Below are 20,199 nucleotides of genomic sequence, written 5' to 3' on the forward strand. Positions count from 1 at the left end.
GCTGTCTCAAAACTGAGACAGCCCGATTTTATTTTTATTCTGAAAAACCGCTATCCGGTTTATCCACGATTTTGATGTAGCTGTTCTTTATTAAATCAGTGGGATAAATATGCTGATCCCCATCAGCACTCTTAACAACAATAGCCGGTTGTTCATCATTTAAGCATCGATCAATCTGCTGTTGCATTTCCTGCAGTTTTCCCGGTTCTACAGGTAAATGATACTCTCCGGTAGAGTGTCTGATAACAATGATTTTTTCGCCTATGCGCTTATTTTTTTTTGGTTAATATTGATTCTCTTTCAAAGTTAATTCTTTCCCGGTAACTTCGGAACATACATTTTAATAAGGTATAGTTATCAGGTTGTTTTCTGCTGAGCCGGATAACACCGGAACTCTGTAAAAGCATATTCTTGCCAGATAAGTTTACGTTAAGGCCAGGCAAGTTTACTTTTTTGCTTGGAAAGTTTATATTCTTGCATAGAAAGTTTACTTTCTTGTATGGAAATTTTACTTTCTCGTATGGAAAGTTTATGTTTTTGCATCTGCAATTAATATTCTCGCGCCTGTAAACTATATTCTTGCTCCTGTAGATTATATTTTTACACCTGCAAACCATATTCTTCCACCTGTAAACCATACTCTTACATCTTTACATCATATTCTCAAACCTACAGCTGATATTCCTGCAGTATCATCACGAAATCCCAAAACCGGCATTACACTTTTGTGGTATTTTTAATAAATCCGTTAAAATTTTTAGTTAAAAAAGGTAACTTTATGCTATAAAATAAGTAATTATGAAAGCATTAATTAAAAAAATGAAATACGGCCTGGGGATTATCCTGTTCCTTTTTGCCGGTGGAAGTTTATCTTCTCAAAACTATGTAGGGAAGATCATCGATCAGCTGCGGGGCCAGTCTTTCTCGCTGTATGACAACGGCCTGATCGTTCAGGATGGAAATCCGGGAAACAGAGGTTTTGCTCAACGTGACCCTTCAGGGGTGATGTTTCTCAGGCTGCCCGCTGTCAATCCCTACAGAAATGCCTACTTCCTCGATTATCGCGGAAACTTTATCGAAATCGATTATTCATTAGGCAGCAGAGTGATTGGTAAATACGATTTTCAGCCCCCGGCACCTCCTGTTGTAAATTATCAGCCCCCGCAGTTCAATCCCAATATAGGAATTATGACGGCCAGTGGAAATGTGACACCCATTCCGGTCAGTCTCGTGAATCGGGATCAGCCGTTTGGTGATGTGATGATGACCTCGGAGCAGGCTGCTCTTAATTGCTATAATCAGTCACTTACCTCAAGTAATCAGCTCAGTCAAAATGCATTCGGTGACTGTATGATCGCCAATATGACCGGAAAAAGAGAAAACGAAGTATATGAATGCGTTAAGAATTCCGCAACCGTTGAAGAGCAGACCTTATGTATGGTCTCCGTCATGGGAGGAAGCAGGGAACAGCAATATGCGCAGATGCTTACCAAATGCTACAAGGAATTCGGTGCCGACTACAGTAAATATCCTCTGTGCCTCGCAGGTGAAGTTTCAGACCCCGATCTGCAGAAACTTGTGTCCTGCGTAAAAGAGCAGGCGCAAACCGGTCAGGTTAATTTTATGAATACCGCCATGTGTTATGGAGCAGATAAGTTTAATCTGAATACGGAAGCAACCATCGCCGTTCAGTGTGCCGCAACATCCGGCGGACAGCCCTATGTGTTTGTAGGATGTGCCGGTGGTCAGCTTACGGCAATGGAACTGAATAAGTGTCTAACCAAAGGCGTCGGCGGAGACAGCGGATGTTTCGGAAAAAACAACACCATCGTGAAAACCCTCAATTCTTTAGGAAATGAAATCAGCAAACAGTTTGGCCCCAACAATGATCTGGTGAAGAATTTCAATAATGCGGTACAGGACTTTTCAACAGGTCCAGGATACAACCATGAAGCGGTTAAATTACTCAGGAACACAGGAAATGAGCTGAGTAAAGCCGGAGGAAATATCGAAAGAGAAGTGAAGAAAGTTCTCCCGAGGATAAAATGGTAAATAAATCATCAGTCTGATATCATTTAAATCATATAAAAAAAATAAAGATCATCTTTTTTTAACAGCCTTCCATAACCGGATTATGGAAGGTTTTCATTAAATTTGTTAGTGTTCTCAAAAAAATAATCACCACTCACAAATGTTTATGAACATAAAGAAAACTTCTGTGTCGCTTTTTTTGATGCTTTCAGCAAAAATATTCTGTCAGCAGTTTTCTTTACAGGATTGCATAGAAAAAGCACATCAGAACAGTACAGTCGTAAAACTCGCTGAGCAGTCCCTGGAAACCAGGCAGAAGCTTTTTAAATCTACCCAGAATAACGGACTTCCCAAGCTCGATCTCCTCGCAGGATACAACTATATCGGTGAGCCACTGAGGGTAAATCTCCAGCAGGTAAAAGACGGTATCGTGGAAGGCTCGGCCAATCAGGCAGTCTATTCGGCCAATACCGCTTATCAGCAGGTGACCGGAAACCAGCTGTCGCAGCAAGTGCAGGATGTCATTTACCAAACCTCAAAAGACATCATCAGTGCCGTATATCCCAATTACAATCCTGAAATTACCAAACAAAGCTACTTCCTGGCCGGACTGGTCGTACGCCAGCCGATTTATCTCGGAGGGAAGCTGAAATCATCCCGCAAACTTTCTGAAGAGCAAATGAAAAGCGGTGAAGCCAACCTTCAGTCATCAAAAGATATTACCACCTACAATATTGCATTACAATATATTCAGGTTATGTATCTCAATTCAATGATAGAGAAACAAAAGAACAGCCTGGAATCTTTGCAGAAAAATGAAACCTATGCCGGTAATCTCCTGAAAGCTGAAATTATCCCTCCCTATCAGAAAAACTGGACCGATATTGCCAAAGCTCATGGCGAAATAAACTTAAAGAGTTTGGTCATGGAAAAAGAGAATGCTTTATATATCCTGAAAGACATGATGGGAATTTCTCTTGACGAACCTGTAGAAATCAATGAAAAGCTAAATGAAACGACAGAAATTCCTGTTTTCATGTCATCTGGAAATAATGCAGATGTCAAACTTCTCCAAAGTAAAAAAGCCGAAGCCGAAACCGGACTGGATATCACCAGATCTTTATCCAGACCCAATCTCTTTGCGATAGGAAATGTTCAGTTTTTCCGGAAAGATCTTCCCGTTATCACCCCTCCGTGGCTCGTCGGGCTGGAGCTGCAATGGACACTTTTTGATCCGGAACGCCGCTCCAGGAATCTCGCCTCCGAATCCCTGGTTAAAGAAGCAGACCTTTTGATCGAACAAAAACAGAAGTCTGTGAATCTTGCCACTAAAATTGCTGAGAATAAGCTGGTAAGCCTTAAAGAACAGAGTGAAACTTTTGATGCCTCCCGGAAACAGGCGTATGCGACGACGGAAATGGTAAGAAAAAGAATGGAAAACAGCCTTTCATCCGTAAAAGATGTGAATGATGCTTTACAGCTGCAGTACGAAACCGAAAAGCTGTATTATACATCACTGGTAGCGTATCAGACTGCGCTGGCCACCTATTTTTACATCACAGGAAATCCTGAAAATATCACTAGTTATATTCCATAAATGGTCATGATTAAATGATCTTTAGCTAAAACAATAAATCATAAACCGGATCTGATCCGAAGAATAACCAACCGACCGATGAAAAATTTTATAAAAAACTACTGGGCTGTCTTTATACCAATCATAGTACTTGCAGCAGCACTTTTTTATCTTTTTAAAGAGAAGCCTTCCGAAAACCAGAAAGATGCCGTCATCGGAATGGTAGACGCTGAATTTGTCGATGTTTCCGCATCGCTTCCCGGCCGTGTCCTGGATATTCCGGTAAAGGAAGGTGATGAGGTAAAAGAAGGACAGGTCGTAGCCCAGATGAAAACTTCTGAAATAGAAACCATCCAGTCGCAGGTTGCCGATGCCGTTGAAATAGCCCGCAACCAGCTGGATAAAGTCGACCGTGGCGTAGAGCCTGAAGTACTGGCTTCAGCAAAAAATCTTCAGCAGATTGCCCAACAGCAGATGAATCTGATGTCTAAAACGTATAGCCGTTTCCAGAATCTGTATTCGGAAGGCGTCGTTTCCGGACAGGAGCGTGACGTGATTTATTTTAAATACAAAGCCGCCCAGAAAGAACTTGAAACCGCCAATCTGAATGTACAACTCTTACAAAGAGGAAGTAATAAAGAACTGAAGAACTCTGCACAGGCCATTCTTAACCAGACTCAGAATGCTGAAAAACTGACTCAGGAAATCAAAGACAATGCTTCTCTGAAAGCACCGGTCTCGGGAAGAATATCAACTATTGTTTCCAATAAAGGTGAAATGGTCAATGCGGGATATCCGATGATGACCATTCAGAAGGATGATTCGTACTTTGTAAAGTTTAACCTGCGGCAAAATCAGATGTCGGCCATAGAAAAAGGAAGTGCGGTTACGATGAAGATTCCCGGATGTGTTCCGGAAACGGTGAAAGGAAAAATTTCAGAACTGGCTCCTGCACTGGGTTATGCCGACTGGGTTCCTGAAAAGCAGAACGGAGAATTTGAACTCCGGACGTTTCAGATCAAAGTGAAGCCTGAAAATCCGGATGCCGTTAAGGGATTACGTTCAGGAATGACAGCACAGCTTATTTTACCCTAATTAAATTTTAATTCCTTGAAAAAAATCAGCATCATCATGGTACGGGAATGGAAACGGATCTTTTCGATTCCGAATTTCTATGTGGTTTTGCTGGTGATTCCGCCGATTATTTTTCTGTTTTACGGATTTATTTACCAGAAACAGTTTGCCCGGGAACTTCCGATGGCGGTTTGGGATGAGGACCGGTCATCGGTATCAAGAACGCTGACCGATATGATGGAGCAGAATGAGAACATTCATTTCACGAATGTAGTATTCAGCAATGCTGAAATCGAAACGCTGATGAAGGAAGGAAAAATCTTCGGAGCTGTTCATTTCCCTAAAAATATGGAATCGGATGCCAAGAAAAACCATCAGTCGAATATCACCTTATACACCAACGGCGCTTACCTGGTTCCTGCCAAAATGATTTATAAAGGAGCCGCCGAGATTATCATTAAGGCAGGTCTTGCCGTAGTTCTTCAAAAAGCGGAAAAACAGGGAATGCCTGCCGATAAAGCCAACACTCTTGTTCAGCCAATCAAGCTGAATACGACCGTACTTTACAATCCGGAATTCAATTACCAGATGTATCTGACGCCCGGGTTGGTAACGGTAGGACTTCAGATGGCTCTGATCGTTGCTTCGGTACTGATTCTTAACCTTGAATTTAAGAAAAATACCATCGGCAGTCTGCTCAGAATTTCCACTTCGTCTTCGCAGATCGTTATCGGGAAAATGCTGGCTCACCTTTGTATTGCCTGGCTTTTGTTTATCATGATCAGTTTTGTGGTGTTTCCGGTTTTTGATTTGGGGAAGCCACAGACGGATTTCAGCTTTTTTGTTCTGTATACTTTGCTGGCTTTGGCCTGTATCGGAATCGGGATGATGCTTTCTGCAATTTCTGATAATTTGCTGTTTGTGGTGGATGTGGCGTTGTTTTTCACTTCTCCGGCTTTTGTGTTCAGTGGTTTTACATTTCCCCGATGGGCTATGCCGTGGTATGATCAGGTCTACGCTGATATTATGCCTTATACTCATTTTCTGGACGGATTTATCAAGCTTTACTTTATGGAACTTCCCATTGGATATGCTTTTCCTGAAATGATCAGACTTTGTGTTTTCATTGGGATCACATTTCCGGTTGCGGTTGTTGTTTTCCAGAAGAAGATTAATCAATATTTAAAAAACATTCAGCATTGAAAGAAATTTTTGACATATTGAAAAGGGAAGTGAGAAATATCTCAAAGGATTCGAGTCTGTTTCTGATTCTGCTTATTGCTCCCGTGTTGTACGCATTTATGTACGGCAGTATCTACCTGAATAAAGGCGAAGAAAAGGTAAAGCTCGCCCTGATCGATGAAGACGGAACAGCAGTTTCCCGGTTACTAACCGAGCAGCTGAATTCAACACCGATGATTGAAATTATTCCCAGCTCAGATATTTCCGAAGCTCAGGAAAAAATGTACCAGGATGAGGTCGAGGGATATTTTTATATTCAGAAGGACCTTGAAAAATATATTCTTTCACAGAAGCAGGCTAATGTTAATCTTGTTCTGAATGCATCGCGTTTCCTGCCTTCCAGTGATTTACTGAGTACCGTGACGAAAGTCTGCCTTACCGTGGGAGCCGGTGTACGGAAAACCTATTTTAACAAGCAGGGAATGAACGAAGATGAATCGATGAAAATGACCAATCCTATTAATATGGATTACCGCCCGCTTTATAATTCAAGTATGACGTATGGGGCTTTCCTTTTGCCGGGATTACTGGCTATTATCCTTCAGCAGACGCTTCTGATCGGGGTAGCTGCCGGTTTTACCTCAGAAAGGGAGGAGAAAAAGCTTCGTGATCTTTATGAAATCTCAGGATGTAGCATCTCTAAGATGATCTTCGGCAAAGGAATGCTGTATTTCTGTGTTTTCATGATCTTCGGGGTGTTTTTTGCGGTTGTCAATTTTTCAGTTTTTGGCGTGACCATAAGAGGAAGTTTTCCTGATCTGGCATTTATTACAGCGATCTTTATTGCTTCGGTCATTATATTGGGAATGCTGATCGGCAGTTTTTTTAAAAGTAAGCTTTTTGCATTTCAGGTGTTGGTTTTTTCCTCTTATCCGATATTTCTGGTGACGGGATATTCCATGCCTTACCAGTCACTGCCTAAAGGGATTCAGGTATTTTCGGATCTTTTGCCGACTTCTCCGTTCCTGAAGGTGTATATCTCCATTGTTCAGACGGGCGGATCAGTCGTAGATAATATGGGTTCGGTTGTTCATCTTTTGATATTGCTGATTGCTCTTTTGCTCTTTCTGATGTTAAGGATTAAATATCTTGTCAGTAAAGCTTAAATGTCGTCTGTCTTCAATGATACTGTTTTAAAAGTTTGCTTGCTGTTTGTATCAATATTTTCAAGTTGATCACACTTAGGCGGCTAAGTGGATCTCACTTAGGATGCTAAGGGGAAACTCAATAGCAGGCTAAGGGAGACACACTTCTATGCGGAACATTAGACCTGCTTTTACTAACATCATTAAGAAATTGTTCAGTGAATAGCTTTTAATAATATCCTAACACTTTCATCCAGAGTCCGCCCAGTCCCATGTAAATAATAAGCAGGACAATTCCGATTTCTAATCCGCGGAGCCACCATGATTTAAGGTCTACATATCCGCTTCCGAAAAATACGGGTGCCGGGCCATGGCCGTAGTGGGTGAGTACTCCATAGATGGATCCCAGGAAGCCCAGCATCATGGCGAGCAGCATCGGAGGAATTCCTACAGCGATGCCTACACTGAGCAAAGCAGCATACATAGCGGCAACATGCGCCGTAGCACTGGCAAAAATATAATGGCTGAAAAAATACACCAGGATGATCACGGGAAAAGCAACTGTCCAGGTCATTCCGCCAATTTCAGCTTTGATAAGGTTGCTGAACCATCCGATAAATCCAAGTTCATTCAGTGAGCTGGCCATCATCACGAGCACGGCAAACCAGACAATGGTATCCCAGGCCCCTTTTTCAGACTTTACATCTTCCCAGGTGAGTACGGAAGTGAGCAAAAGCAAAGTAAGCCCGATGAAGGCTGTTGTGGTCGCATCAATGGAAAGGCTTCCTCCAAAAATCCACAGGGCGAGTAATATAAAAAAGGCGAGAAGCATGAGCCATTCGTTCTTGGTGATGGGACCCATTTCTTTAAGTTTTTCAGCGGCCATTCTCGGAGCGTCACCGGTTTTCTTTAATTCCGGCGGGTATAATTTATACAAAACCAGAGGAACAATAAAAAATGCGGCCAGTCCCGGAATGAAACCTGCGGCCGCCCATGACATCCAGGTAATGTCGATGCCCAAATTAGCGGCAAATTTCTGGCACATCGGGTTGCTGGCGGTGCCCGTAAGGAACATGGAGGAAGAGATGAGGTTCATGTAATAACTGTTTAGGGTTAAATAAGAGCCCAGTTTCCTATGGGTTTCCGGTTTCTCCGGGACTGAGTCGAAGCTGATCGCCATCGATTTCATGATCGGATAAATGATACCGCCGCCTCTTGCCGTGTTGCTCGGGATGGCAGGGGCTAAGCAAACGTCTGCCAGCCCGAGTCCGTACGCAAGTCCCAGGGAACTTTTACCGAAAATCCTGATGAATAAAAAAGCGATGCGGTTTCCCAGACCGGTTTTAATAAATCCCCTGGCGATAAAGAATGAGATACCGATCAACCAGATGACTTTATCTCCGAATCCCGACAGTGCTTTGGTGATTGATTTTCCGGCATCTCCCGGAGCTACGACCTGGGTAAGTGCGGTGAAGCCGATTGCCATCATACACATGGTTCCCATAGGTGCGGCTTTAAGGATAATTCCTAAAATAGTAGCTGCAAAAATCGCAAACAGATGCCATGCATTTTCGGTAACTCCTTTAGGAACGGGGATAAACCATAGAACAAGTCCCGCAGCAAAGGTGATCGCAATATTTTTAATGTTTATTTCTTTCATGATAATGGGTTTTAAATGGTTTAGAATCTGCTCTGAACCTGAATAATGAAAAGATTGTTATTGTACTGTGTGGTATTTTCGACCTGGTATTTGTAGCGGTCAAGCTGCATCCCCAGCTGTATTCTTGCGCCGTAGTTTTTCAGGAATTCAAGACCGAACATCGGGGTGATCGTCTGTCTGGGATTAGAATTCAGCCTGAAGTTGGTGTCTAAATATTCATACCGGCAGGAAAGCTCAAAGGCACTTAAGTTTCTGTGATTAACTTCATATCTTAGGTTGGGAAGGAAATAGGCTCCGCGAATTAAGTATTCATCGGGATTCTGTGGCCTTGTTTCGGGATTGGCGGCAAAGTAAAGAACATGGTTTGTAGCCTGTTTGGCTTCAAGCTGCATATCCAGACTCCATCTCGGATTAAAATTAACCAGTGAACTCACATCGACCCCTACCGCATAGATTTTTTTACCGAAGACTTCACCGGTGCCACCGTTTAAACCAAAATTCAGATGGTATTTTTCTGATAAACCGAAAACCAGCCGGCTTGAATACTGCTTACCGTTGTCATTGTCATTGATCTGGTTTTTACCGTTGCCATTAACGACAGAAACAGAATATTGAAACGGAATTTCACCCAGGTTAAGCTGTCCGGTTGCGGAAAGACCGATCTGAAAGCTCGTCCAGCCCAGTTTTCCGAATTCGGTATATTGATTGGACCAGTCCAGTGATTTGATGATATCGATAGGGTAGGTTTCCTCAATTCCGAACCACGGACGGAACTGCCCCGCGGTAAAGGCGAGTTTGGGATTAAAAGTATATTTCAGGTAAGCATTTTCCAGGACTCTCGATTTGGGATCATTCTTGAAATCGGCGAGATTGGCCAGGACTACCACTTCCGTGCGTTTGCTGATCTGGGCACGCAGTTGAACCCGCATATATTTAATCATGAAATTATTATCCGTACCGGTGTGGTCTGAGTGATGGAGACCGTTTACATCCACGTCTTCCGTTGTACCCACCAGGTAGCGGGCCTGGAATAATCCTTTGATCTGAAGCTGCGGATATTTTACGTCTTCCTTTTCAGGAGTACTATACAGGGAATCCGGTTTCTGCGCGGTAGTCAGGCTGAAAAGTATGATGAATAGAGGCAATAATGCCTTTTTTAGAAAAACCATATAAAATTGTATTTGATGAAAATGCTTTAAGAAATTACTTCAGCCCTAAAAATGTAAATGGCTTTGCTTCTTTAAAGCCTGGATTTGCTTTTCCGTTGTAGGTCTGAAAGTTGCTCAGATCAAGCTTCATGGTTTTTCCTTTGCTGCTGAGGTCAAATTCATTGAGATTAACCCAAAATGTATTTGGGGTAAAAACGGTTTCAAAATAATAGGTAAGGTTTTTCTGGTCGGCAACGGAGCGCCATCGGGTAGATGAAATATTCGGCTCTGTCTCTGAAGAGATGCCGTACGGAACGGAACAGTTTCTGATGACGCTGAACACACTGGCTACCGCAGTTCTGGTGTCTGCCGTTTTAGGAATGGCATCGATGTAATAGGAGGCCCTCACAAAGCGGTCGGCGGCACGGTTGGTCCCCGGCAGCATTACGGTTCCGGGAATTCCTTTCCAGTAGTTGTTTAGAGCCAGCTGCTGATCGAACACCGGTGAATTGGTCATTACCGTATAATCCGGTGAATGATGGATGACCAGTTTTCCGTTGATGTATTCAAAAACGGCGCTGTCTCCGGACGCATCGGAGATGGACAAATGTACGGTAGTGAATTTTTCGGTTCCGGGAATGTAATCGCTGACGATGACAAAGTTTTCTTTTCTTGCATCTTCCACCGCTTCTTTTACGGTTCCGAAATTATCGAGGAAATACTGTGCCCATAAAGAAATAGCAATTCCTTTTTGTTTGCCTTTGGGATCAAATTTGGGATATTGAGATTCGCCGAGCCATAAAAGATTGGCGACAAGACCTTTTTCGTTCATACCGTCGCAGGTAGCGATGTCCCATGAGGTGCTGACCACGCTTCCATATTTAGATTTCCATTTCATGGAGATCGGACCTACGGCGCCATTTCGATCTGTTCCTTTGGGGAGAATCCAGATGTTGGCGGGGATTTCATCACGCCAGTCCATGGAGCGGGCGGTGAGAATGGTATTTTCGTGACCTTTATAAACGACCCTTGTGCAGGCATCGGAATGGGTCCACAGCCCTGCAGAAAGAGCGACCAGTAATAGACTCAAGGAAATTTTTTTCATGATATAGTATTAGGTGATGTTCAAAGATTAATTATTATTACAAATAAATCTTTTAATGTTGAAATAAATTTAAAGAAATTATTTCTTAATTATTGATTTTATTGTCATAAATCTTTAATTATCTTCAAAATTTCCAGCTAATCATGAAATCTTAGATAAAGAATAAAGGGAATATTATAAAATGGGTGATCTTAAATGCCGATCAAATAAGATAAGCACTCATTGGTCTGTATATGAGTTCAGCCATCGGTGAAACCTTCCGTCAGGTTATGAATAACGAAACGGCTGTCATCTTCTGTGCTGACCAAACCCTATATACAGGCGGAATTAATTAAGTTCGTAGTTGAAGATAATCAGACTTAGCATAAAGTGGATGTAATTCTGATCGGCTTCTTTTCTGTTGATGAGTTTGTTTTTATAATCGTAAGAGTTTAGCACTCTGGATAATTGCTGATATTGTTCGAATTTGTCATCTTTGATTTTTACTCTCAGATTTCCGTCTCTTCTTTTAATAAGTTCATCATCCAGTGTTCTCAGCTTGAAAATAACTTCGCATAATTTAGGATTGAAATTCATTTTTCCGGTATATCGTTCAATGATATTAACCTTAAATGCATCGAATTTTATGGTGTTAAAGACAAGATTGGAGCCAGACTCTTGTGTGTTGAGCTCAAGCGTATAATTCATAAATTTAAATTTAGTACAAATGTAGTCAGAAGCTGAAAAAATTCAAAATAAATAGAACAACTAATATACCATTTATAGCAATTTATTTTTATTATGCCTTTTCCGGGAGCAATAATGGGGGGTAAAATTATTTACCGCCAAATTTTTTAACCCTGATTTTCTTTTCTTTCACTTTTATAATGAATACGTTGAGCTGGCTTATTTTTCCGGGTACCACTTCAAAATCCTGCATTATATTTTCGCAATAGGTATTGGAAGGCAATGAGTTTTCGTTGAGCTTTATTTTGTAGGTACCGGATTCTATAAAAGATACAATTTCACCATTATCATCCGTGATGCAATGTCTTACGAGCTGTTCGCCTTTATAGATTTCGAAAGCAATTCCTCCGGATTTCGGTTCAAACTCAAGAGCTGTTTTTTTATCGAACTCGTACATTATTTTTCCCTGAACAGTACCATTCTGATGCAGTGGAATCTGCAGGACATACTGGTGTGCAGTCACATCAAATTCAGATTCATTATAATACCATCCCTGCTGGACTACCGGTCTTAAGGTATATCGGTTGTAAGGAATCGCGCGGTATCCGATATTCCCGTCGTCGTCGGTTTTGAATGTAATGTCGTTGAGCATGATAATGTAGCCAGGTGCTTTCTCATCGCCTTCATCGTAGGTATTGTTATTATTGCGGTCATAATAGACAAAAGCGGTAAGATTGCTTTTCTTTCCGGCATCCAGGTTATTGCTCCGTAAATTAATGGTAACCCCGGCTTCGACGGTGAGAAGATTGTTGGTAAAATTATTCAGGGAGTAACTGAACCATGAAGAATTGAGATAGAATCCGTAACGTTCCTTTGAAAATTTCACATTAACAAACCCCGAAGGCGACTTCCCGTAAAGCGTATCATCGGTATACGACAAGCCTGAATTAATGCTCAGTTTGCCCTTCAGCATGGTATTGGTTATGAATGCTGACGCAGAGGTTTTTTCGTAATTACTGCTGGCCCCGAGTAATTTTGAAAAAGCATATTCTGAGAGATAGTAGCTTCCATACTGGTAGATGAACTGGAAATTCAGCCATTTGTAGGCATAGTTTCCCGTAAATTTCATCTGATATTGGCTTTTGTCGGCACCCGGGTAATTCACCAATCCTGTTTCTATTCCGACGATCGAAGAATGCTTTCTGTCGTTACTCGACCAGCTGATGCGCTCGATCAGTCTTTTTGCAGTCATTTCTTTCAGCTCCTTGTTTTCCGTAAGTCCGAAAAAAGTATTGTAGGTATTTGAATTTTCATTCTGATACTGAAAACTGATGCCCAGACCGAAATTTTTTCTCTTTGGGAAATTAAATCCTGCTTCCAGCCTGCTGCTGTTGGTTTCGAGATTGTTATTGTAAAAATAAAATTTAGGTGAAAAATTAGATACCATCATATTGGCATAAATGGAATTATCTTTAAAAATATTGCTGGAAATATTCTGTTGCACCTGGAATATTCCTCTCTGGTTGCCCGGATAATAATTGCTGCTGAATGAATAATTACCACTGAGATTGATCTTATTGATGATCCCTGAATACTGCGTTTCCAAAGCGCCTGAAGGTTTTGTGATATTGAGGCTTTCGTAAGTACTTAATCCGCTGTATAATTTTCCGCTTACTTTCCATTCTTTGCTTAGAGTATATTGGAAATCTGCCCCTAAAAGACTATGCTTAGCTTTTTCGAAAGGATCATTTTTAAACACATAAGCGGCCGAAATATTGCGGCTTGCATTACTTGCCCCGAGTGTCCCGCGAACATAAAATCCATAACCCAATTTCAGGAAAGGAGTTCTTTCTATAAGACTGAAGCTCTGGTCGATAAACCCGAATTCCAGCTTTTTATTTTTGTCGGATGAGGTGAAAGCGTATTCCGCGCCTCTTCCGTATAGTGAAAGTTCGATAATTTTACTGATATTTCCTACGGTAAATTCACTTTTTTCCCTTTTGTAAGTCACGAACGTGTTGTTGATGACAGGATCTTCCGGACCGTTTGTCTTGTAAATGTTTCCTCTTATGAAAACATATCCGGACGGAAGATTGAAGCCTCCTGAACCAATCATCTGGTATAGGAAAGATTCTCTTCCAAGATAACGGTAGCTTGCTGTAATGCTGTTTTTCGTATAGCTTAAAGTATTATTGTCCAAAGACTGATATCGCTGTGTAGACGAGTTATTCTGAATTGAAACCGTACTGTTCCCGAATATTTCCTTATCGGGATCCCGGAAGCCTACAATATTTACACTGAACTGAGGCGTTCTTACCAGATTGTTTGAAGGCCTGAACCTGTAAATGAAAACGGAGTCTTTCTGGATGGCAATACTTCCTTTCTTTTCAACAAAAAAGTTTCCCTGGTCTGCTTCAGGAATTTTAAATACAATAGTGACATCCTGCCTTTTATTTCCCAAATTAGAAACTCTTGCCCGTACCTCAATAGAATCATTTACATTGCTCATATAAATAACAGGGGTGTCGGTACTAATCGCCATTGAGTTGTTTTCAGCGATATGATGGGTAATTGTCTTGGTCACTAAGTTCTTATTCTGAAGGTCGGTAAGGTTAAAATCAATTTTACTTTCACCAAAACCGGCGTTGCTGTTGATAAGAATTTTTACAGGCAGATAAATATTTCCGCCCGGCTGAATATCAATATCCGAGATATTTCCTGAGATATTTCTGAATCCTGTGGGAACTATAATGTTTAATTTTCCGTTAAAACGGGTTTGAGAATCGTTTTTAATTTCGGCAACAGTGCTTATGATTCGATCTCTTCCCATAGTGGATTCCTCACGGATTTTCATGCTGAGGCCGTTCCCGGTCTGAGCAGAAACCAGCAATGAAAGAAAAGGAATGAGAAGGATGATGATTCTCCGAAAATGGTTAAAAGGCATTAGTTTTTTATTGAGGTGTTATCTCGTATTGAAGAGTCGCAGTATAGTCATCTGATTTTGCGCTGATGAAAATTTCATCATTATGGGTGGTAGAATATTTTACGTCGTAACTCACCGTATTTCCCTGAGTAGCGTTCCCTTTGGCAATGAGCTGGGACAACGGACTCAATGAGATAGGAAAAACATTGGTGTTGGCTGTTGCTGAAGAAAGTACCATTTTTACGGCATCTATGGGGATGGTATTGCCCAGGGATGAGGTAAACTGAGACTGTAAGGATTTCAGTTTGATCTGGTAATTCGTATTGCTCTTTACAATCAGAGCATTATTATAAGTAACACTTACGCCATTGGTATAGTCATCCAAACTTTTGAATTCCAGAAGGGCATTTTGTGCGCTGGGAGCAAAAGTGAGTGACAATTCAGGAATATCTGTTGGTGGTATTCCGGAAAGTGTGCCGATCTGTAGCTCAAAATTGTGGCTCATTTTACCGATCACATTATTATACTGATCATACAAGGTAAATTCTACCGGAGCGTAGAATTTCATCCACGCCGGATAGCTTCCGAGATAAGCTCCACCCATAACGGTAAGGCTGAACTTCAGCTGCAGATTGTAATATCCGTTAGGCTGGCTGGGCTGATTGTATAACGGTGCATTGGAACTGGGAACCAGAAATACTTCCTGTCCTTCCTGAAGGAAAACATTCAGAGGCATGCCAATCTGCGGGATCGAAGGCACCGGATTTGGATAAGCCTGTCCCGAAGAAGATACCGGATGCAAAGATATTTTGTTGCCGGGGATGGTATAATTCCCGTCGGTAGATTTTATAGGTTGCTGCAATTTTGCGGACAGCCGCCATAAAGGAACATTGAAATTGCCGTTTCCGCTCAACATGGCGGTGTAGGCATCAGGATTTGTGTTTCCGTCGTACGAATTGATCTGAAGATAACTATTAACCCATGAATAGTAAGAAATCTGTGAATAGCAATATTGACATATTAATAAAAGTACGACTGAGATTGTTTTAATCATACATAAAATTTAACTCGCCGAGTTCAAGATTATTGTCTCCGTAATCGATCATTACGGATGCTGTATATTTTCCTTTCGGAAGATCGGCAGGAAGCAGGATATCCATCTCCCTTTTATTACCCGGCATGGTATAAAATATAATAGGATCTATGGAAATCTTCTTGCCATCTTCAGTATTGACCAGATCTGTATACACTTTGCCATCTGTCCAGATATTTCCCTGATTTTCAAAAAACAGATCGAGCTGTTTTTTTGTTTTATCAAAGGTAAGATTCTGAATTTCAATTTTTTTAGTCTTAGCAGCAGGCAGTTTATGGAAAATTTTTATTCCGGACCTTATGCTTACCTTGATTTTGGCCCCTTTACTGTCTACATCATCTACAGGATTCATCTGGCTTACATATAGAACAGCCGTATGCGCAGCTAATGTGTCAATAGGTTTATTGGGAACCGTAATGGTAACATCGATATCTTTTCTTTGTCCCGGAGCCAGTGAAAAATAGTTGTCTTCTTTTTTTACACTGATCCATCCTGCACAGGAATTTTTGAGTGTATTGGCAGCATACATCATATTTTCGCCTTTTTCATTGTATTCCCAGTCTCCGAGGCTCAACGCGAGATCGAGCGTGTTTTTGGTGCTTACGTTGGTAACGGTGATTTTCTGCGTATTACTGTTTCCTGCGGTAGATTCAAAATATACTCGCGGTGGCGATACAGACACCCCTGTCTGTGCGTGGCCCTGAGGTAAAAATGAAACTAAAATAAAGATAAAAATAAGATGTATTTTGTAGGTCTTGTTCATCATGAAATTTAAGACTAAAACAGCAGAAAAAATGCCACAATTACTTGTAGCATTTTTATTTTTGTAAATGATCTACAATATTTATTATTGCGCGATAATAGTGTAGGTAAGCTCAGTAGAATATACTGTAGGATCCTGTCCTACAATATAATTGTCTAAATACGCGTTTCCTCCTGCACCTTTATATTCAATGCTGATTTGCTTATTAACACCTCCTGCTGCAGATGTAACCAATAGTGCATCGTTATTAGATAGAGTAGCAGCCTGAGAGTACTGCGCTCCGTTTACGGCGTTTGTACCTGCACTTGCTTTTACCTGAATACTACTGGCCTGAATATTTTTATTTCCGTTTTGTAAAGCTACACTAGCGCTTTTCACTTTCACCTGGAATCCACCGGTACTGTAGATTGTTAAGTGATCTGGATTTGGAGAAGATACACCGCTTGCGTAATCATCTTTAGTAACGTAGTCTAAGTTTACTATTTTCTGTGAACTGTTAACCACCAAAGTCTGGATTGGTTTTAATCTAACGTTTAAAGTAACGGTTTGTTGTGCCTTCATTGCTGCGAACCCTAACAAAGCAAATGAAGCTAAAATACACTTTTTCATAATACGATTATTGTTTTTAATATTAATTCAAAAATTATGGTGCAAATGTATTGACTAGATTTATTAGGATCTTTGTGAAAAAATACCAATCTTTTGTAATTTTTGTAGCTGAGAATAAGCAATATAGGAATATGTTTTTATTGATAATTCAATAAAAAATAATTATGAAAATGGAAATAACTCCACAAAATGCGATTATTTTAAAATTAAATAATCATTAATTAAATATGTGTGCTAAATTAATAAAACTTTAAATCTATATTTTTTTTGTTTTTATTAGTTAATTTTTATTTAATTAGACATCATTGTCAAGACATAATAGTCTTCTTCGGGCAACGTTGCCATATTTTTCTCACTGTCTTTCAGATGATGGTTGATTTCAAATATTTTTTCAATAACTCCCTTTTTGTATTTAAGAAGGTTGTAGGCTTTATCCTCATTCAGTGACTGACGTTTGTCATCACGATCTTTAAAGTCGCTAGAGTGATCATTGGTGTGCTGCATTTTTATTTCAAATCCTGAAGGACTTGAAATCATGACAAATCTTGATTCCTGATCGTCTTTTGTTGTATAGGAGTCCTTATCCGGAGAAGTGATGGCAAGCATCTGGACAGGAAATAACCTCACGTTTACAGTCGTTCCGTCGTTTTGGGCACGGAAGCAAGTGAAAGCAAGAAGACAGATTGTAATAATAAAATACTTGGTATACATTTCCTGATTTATCACCGTGTGGTTACATAATCAAATATACAAATATTTTTTAATTATCGCATTTCTGAAGGGTTTTTTTCTGTGTGTTTTTTAAAAAAGTTGGTAAAGTTTCCTTCGTCCGTGAATCCCAACTCGTACGCGACTTGTGAAACAGTAAGATTGGTATAGGTTAGCATTTTTTTAGACTCACTGATAAGTTTCTCAATAATAACATGTTTCGCACTTTTACCTAATACATACTCTGTCATTTCCGTCAGTTTTCGTGGGGTTATATTTAATTCGCTGGCGTAATGAGATACTTTTTTAGCTGTTTTGTAATCCCGCTGCAGAATGACCTTAAATCTGTTTACACAATAAAGATAATCAAATTTTATATCTTTTTTTACTTCTTCTGTAGGAATATGAAGAAAAGCATCAAGAATTAATCTTTCAATGGCATTATGAGCTGCGGAAACATACAGGCTTTTGTCTTTACGGCGGAAACTTTCCATCCTTTCCATAAAGACCACACGCATCTGTTCTATATTAATGAATGGCGCTACGAAAATATCGGAATTATAATTGAAAAAGAGTTGGGAGTTTAAAAACAAGCTGTCCTTGATCGATCTTTCATAAAAGCTTGAAGAAAATGCGATGATAAAAGTATCGTAACCCGGAGTACTCCCGAATTCAAAAGTTTTTTGGGGTCCAACAAATACGATATTTCCAGCAGTAATAGGGTGGGTATTATTTTCAACTTTCATTTCAATATCTTCCATGGCGATAAAAATGAAAAAGTATTCCAGGCTATTGAATTTTCTGTTGTTCTTATTTCTTTTGATGATTTGATCCAACCGATTTATACTGAAACCATTTTCCTTTAGCTGATTTGTAATGATATACATATTATTTTCTGCTGAATTAATAGCGCGCTAAGATAATTTTTTGCGGAGATTATATTGATATCATTTTATTAGATATAATTCTATAAAATTATTAAATAATATAGTATTTATTCCTTATATATAATGCGCTATCAATGCAAAGAATAACGATTGTTTTGTTTTTATAATAAAGATTAAAATTATAATTATTGTTATACAGTTCTACATATAATTTGAAAAACATGATTAAATCAAAATTCTTCACTAGGAAGCATTATAAAAAGTGAGATAATTTTCACATTCTTAACATAAATTACGATTCCGGAAATGCATAAAAATTTTTCTATGATGTTTTAAAAATGAATAAAATCTAAAAAAAGTAAATTTCAGTCTTGTCTTTTTTTATTGTAATGATAAAACCCATTATGTCTTAAGATTTTCAGAATGTTGCTCCTTTTATCACTGTTATATGATATTTAACAGCCTTTACCATGGCAATCCGTATTATCCCGGTACTTAGAATTATTGTAGTTATTGTATACATAATTTATTATCTTTGGGGTGTAAAAACAAGATATGTTAGAAGAGGCTAATAATGTATAACAATTTTACTTTTATTAATACTGATTTTGATTTACGAAAAAAGCAGTCATAAATAATTATGCTGATAATGTGATCATTCTGTGGGATGCAGAATTTATTTTCCTAATAATGTGTTTTCGGCAGAATAATTGTTATAGGAAAGCATTAAAAAAATCCACAGTTAAAAGTGAGTTTACAAATTAATATTATAACCTTAAAAAATAATTTAGCTCTTTTTAAAAACAGAGTGCTATCTTTAGCTGATTAAATAACTATGAGTAAAAATATTATTAAATATCTTTTGTTGGTATCTATTACATTATTATCGTGTAAACCAAAGCAAAACATGGTATACATGTCGAAGGATAATATGGAAGAAGAAGTAGCGAAAGCCAAGTTTCAGGGTTTGCACATTCAGGAGGGAGACGTTCTCCTTATTCTTGTTTCTGCACTGGATGAAGCTGCGGTAAAACCTTTCAACCTTAATACCGCAAATAAAGTAGGCAGTGAAAATACGAACGGCGTGAACCAATATGTACAGCCAAGCGAATATCTTGTAAATTCTGAAGGTTACATCAATTTTCCCGTAATAGGTGATGTATATACTAAAGGAATGACCCAAATTCAATTGAAACAGGATCTGGAAACTCGTTTAAAAAGATATCTTACAGATCCTTTGGTGACAATTACCCTGAAAAACTTTAATGTAAGCATATTAGGAGAGGTAAAACAACCCGGACAGAAAGAGAGTTTGTCACAGAAAATCAATGTATTCCAGGCGCTTGGCCTTGCTGGAGATATGACGGATTTCGGTGATCGTACACATGTGAAGCTTATAAGAACAACAGACGAAGGAAGTGATGAGATCGTTAATCTTGATCTTACCAGATCAGACATTGTAAGCTCTCCGTATTATTATATGAAGCAAAACGATATATTGTATGTTCAGCCTGATCATAATAAGCAGATCCAGGCAAATTCAAATCCGAACAGGGCCTTAACCTTCCAGATTATTGGTACATTGGTCACTGTAGCTACCTTAATTATTGCTTTAAAAAGATAACTGTA

Annotated in this window: 17 protein-coding genes; 6 read left to right on the forward strand and 11 right to left on the reverse strand. The window is 39.6% G+C overall.

The window, feature by feature from the left end:
* Positions 1-34: 34 nt before the first annotated feature.
* Positions 35-187, reverse strand: coding sequence for a hypothetical protein (locus AC0N32_RS05125; RefSeq protein WP_476392786.1), 153 nt, complete (start codon positions 185-187; stop codon positions 35-37).
* Between the two features lie 611 nt (positions 188-798).
* Between AC0N32_RS05125 and AC0N32_RS05130 the strand changes: the two genes are divergently transcribed.
* The 5 genes from AC0N32_RS05130 to AC0N32_RS05150 all read left to right on the forward strand — a co-directional run bounded on the left by AC0N32_RS05130 (position 799) and on the right by AC0N32_RS05150 (position 7,029).
* The gene (locus AC0N32_RS05130) at positions 799-2,052 is read left to right on the forward strand and encodes a hypothetical protein (RefSeq protein ID WP_476392787.1); all 1,254 of its coding nucleotides are present in this window, start codon (positions 799-801) and stop codon (positions 2,050-2,052) included.
* A gap of 145 nt (positions 2,053-2,197) precedes the next feature.
* On the forward strand, positions 2,198-3,628 hold the full coding sequence (locus tag AC0N32_RS05135) for a TolC family protein (protein ID WP_476392788.1): 1,431 nt from the start codon (positions 2,198-2,200) through the stop codon (positions 3,626-3,628).
* Between the two features lie 78 nt (positions 3,629-3,706).
* Positions 3,707-4,702 (forward strand): HlyD family secretion protein, encoded by a 996-nt coding sequence (locus AC0N32_RS05140; protein ID WP_476392789.1) that lies wholly within the window; start codon positions 3,707-3,709, stop codon positions 4,700-4,702.
* 15 nt (positions 4,703-4,717) lie between these two features.
* On the forward strand, positions 4,718-5,884 hold the full coding sequence (locus AC0N32_RS05145) for an ABC transporter permease (protein WP_476392790.1): 1,167 nt from the start codon (positions 4,718-4,720) through the stop codon (positions 5,882-5,884).
* Positions 5,881-7,029, forward strand: coding sequence for an ABC transporter permease (locus AC0N32_RS05150; protein ID WP_476392791.1), 1,149 nt, complete (start codon positions 5,881-5,883; stop codon positions 7,027-7,029). The genes AC0N32_RS05145 and AC0N32_RS05150 overlap by 4 nt, the downstream gene beginning before the upstream one ends.
* Positions 7,030-7,237: 208 nt before the next feature.
* On the opposite strand, the gene AC0N32_RS05155 is transcribed toward AC0N32_RS05150, so the two are convergent.
* From AC0N32_RS05155 to AC0N32_RS05200, 10 genes are all read right to left on the reverse strand, one after another.
* Entirely contained in the window at positions 7,238-8,668 is a 1,431-nt protein-coding gene (locus tag AC0N32_RS05155; protein ID WP_476392792.1) for an anion permease, read from the reverse strand.
* Positions 8,669-8,688: 20 nt separating this feature from the next.
* Positions 8,689-9,837: a porin gene (locus AC0N32_RS05160; protein ID WP_476392793.1), complete on the reverse strand. Its 1,149-nt coding sequence runs from the start codon at positions 9,835-9,837 to the stop codon at positions 8,689-8,691.
* 34 nt (positions 9,838-9,871) lie between these two features.
* Positions 9,872-10,921 carry a linear amide C-N hydrolase gene (locus AC0N32_RS05165; protein ID WP_476392794.1) on the reverse strand — a complete coding sequence of 350 codons (1,050 nt, stop codon included), beginning with the start codon at positions 10,919-10,921 and terminating at the stop codon, positions 9,872-9,874.
* Between the two features lie 327 nt (positions 10,922-11,248).
* The gene (locus AC0N32_RS05170; protein WP_476392795.1) at positions 11,249-11,608 is read right to left on the reverse strand and encodes a prevent-host-death protein; all 360 of its coding nucleotides are present in this window, start codon (positions 11,606-11,608) and stop codon (positions 11,249-11,251) included.
* Positions 11,609-11,735: 127 nt separating this feature from the next.
* Entirely contained in the window at positions 11,736-14,531 is a 2,796-nt protein-coding gene (locus AC0N32_RS05175) for a COG1470 family protein (RefSeq protein WP_476392796.1), read from the reverse strand.
* 7 nt (positions 14,532-14,538) lie between these two features.
* Complete coding sequence (locus tag AC0N32_RS05180) at positions 14,539-15,564, reverse strand: hypothetical protein (RefSeq protein ID WP_476392797.1); 1,026 nt, start codon at positions 15,562-15,564, stop codon at positions 14,539-14,541.
* Positions 15,557-16,369, reverse strand: coding sequence for a fimbrial biogenesis chaperone (locus AC0N32_RS05185; protein ID WP_476392798.1), 813 nt, complete (start codon positions 16,367-16,369; stop codon positions 15,557-15,559). The genes AC0N32_RS05180 and AC0N32_RS05185 overlap by 8 nt, the downstream gene beginning before the upstream one ends.
* Positions 16,370-16,450: 81 nt before the next feature.
* On the reverse strand, positions 16,451-16,975 hold the full coding sequence (locus tag AC0N32_RS05190) for a hypothetical protein (RefSeq protein ID WP_476392799.1): 525 nt from the start codon (positions 16,973-16,975) through the stop codon (positions 16,451-16,453).
* A 291-nt stretch (positions 16,976-17,266) separates the two neighbouring features.
* Positions 17,267-17,686, reverse strand: a complete 420-nt coding sequence (locus AC0N32_RS05195; protein WP_476392800.1) for a hypothetical protein — start codon at positions 17,684-17,686, stop codon at positions 17,267-17,269.
* Positions 17,687-17,739: 53 nt separating this feature from the next.
* Entirely contained in the window at positions 17,740-18,570 is an 831-nt protein-coding gene (locus AC0N32_RS05200) for a helix-turn-helix domain-containing protein (RefSeq protein ID WP_476392801.1), read from the reverse strand.
* Between the two features lie 916 nt (positions 18,571-19,486).
* Here AC0N32_RS05200 and AC0N32_RS05205 point away from each other — a divergent pair.
* Positions 19,487-20,194, forward strand: a complete 708-nt coding sequence (locus tag AC0N32_RS05205) for a polysaccharide biosynthesis/export family protein (RefSeq protein WP_476392802.1) — start codon at positions 19,487-19,489, stop codon at positions 20,192-20,194.
* The last annotated feature ends 5 nt before the right edge of the window (positions 20,195-20,199 follow it).

The organism is Chryseobacterium endophyticum, assembly GCF_056333165.1.

Excerpts from the sequence above, each read along its gene's own strand:
- AC0N32_RS05160 (WP_476392793.1), bottom strand. The coding sequence starts at position 9,837 with ATGGTTTTTCTAAAAAAGGCATTATTGCCTCTATTCATCATACTTTTC.
- AC0N32_RS05190 (WP_476392799.1), bottom strand. The coding sequence starts at position 16,975 with ATGAAAAAGTGTATTTTAGCTTCATTTGCTTTGTTAGGGTTCGCAGCA.
- AC0N32_RS05165 (WP_476392794.1), bottom strand. The coding sequence starts at position 10,921 with ATGAAAAAAATTTCCTTGAGTCTATTACTGGTCGCTCTTTCTGCAGGG.
- AC0N32_RS05140 (WP_476392789.1), top strand. The coding sequence starts at position 3,707 with ATGAAAAATTTTATAAAAAACTACTGGGCTGTCTTTATACCAATCATA.
- AC0N32_RS05155 (WP_476392792.1), bottom strand. The coding sequence starts at position 8,668 with ATGAAAGAAATAAACATTAAAAATATTGCGATCACCTTTGCTGCGGGA.
- AC0N32_RS05205 (WP_476392802.1), top strand. The coding sequence starts at position 19,487 with ATGTCGAAGGATAATATGGAAGAAGAAGTAGCGAAAGCCAAGTTTCAG.
- AC0N32_RS05185 (WP_476392798.1), bottom strand. The coding sequence starts at position 16,369 with ATGATGAACAAGACCTACAAAATACATCTTATTTTTATCTTTATTTTA.
- AC0N32_RS05135 (WP_476392788.1), top strand. The coding sequence starts at position 2,198 with ATGAACATAAAGAAAACTTCTGTGTCGCTTTTTTTGATGCTTTCAGCA.
- AC0N32_RS05175 (WP_476392796.1), bottom strand. The coding sequence starts at position 14,531 with ATGCCTTTTAACCATTTTCGGAGAATCATCATCCTTCTCATTCCTTTT.
- AC0N32_RS05170 (WP_476392795.1), bottom strand. The coding sequence starts at position 11,608 with ATGAATTATACGCTTGAGCTCAACACACAAGAGTCTGGCTCCAATCTT.
- AC0N32_RS05180 (WP_476392797.1), bottom strand. The coding sequence starts at position 15,564 with ATGATTAAAACAATCTCAGTCGTACTTTTATTAATATGTCAATATTGC.
- AC0N32_RS05200 (WP_476392801.1), bottom strand. The coding sequence starts at position 18,570 with ATGTATATCATTACAAATCAGCTAAAGGAAAATGGTTTCAGTATAAAT.
- AC0N32_RS05125 (WP_476392786.1), bottom strand. The coding sequence starts at position 187 with ATGCAACAGCAGATTGATCGATGCTTAAATGATGAACAACCGGCTATT.
- AC0N32_RS05130 (WP_476392787.1), top strand. The coding sequence starts at position 799 with ATGAAAGCATTAATTAAAAAAATGAAATACGGCCTGGGGATTATCCTG.
- AC0N32_RS05195 (WP_476392800.1), bottom strand. The coding sequence starts at position 17,686 with ATGTATACCAAGTATTTTATTATTACAATCTGTCTTCTTGCTTTCACT.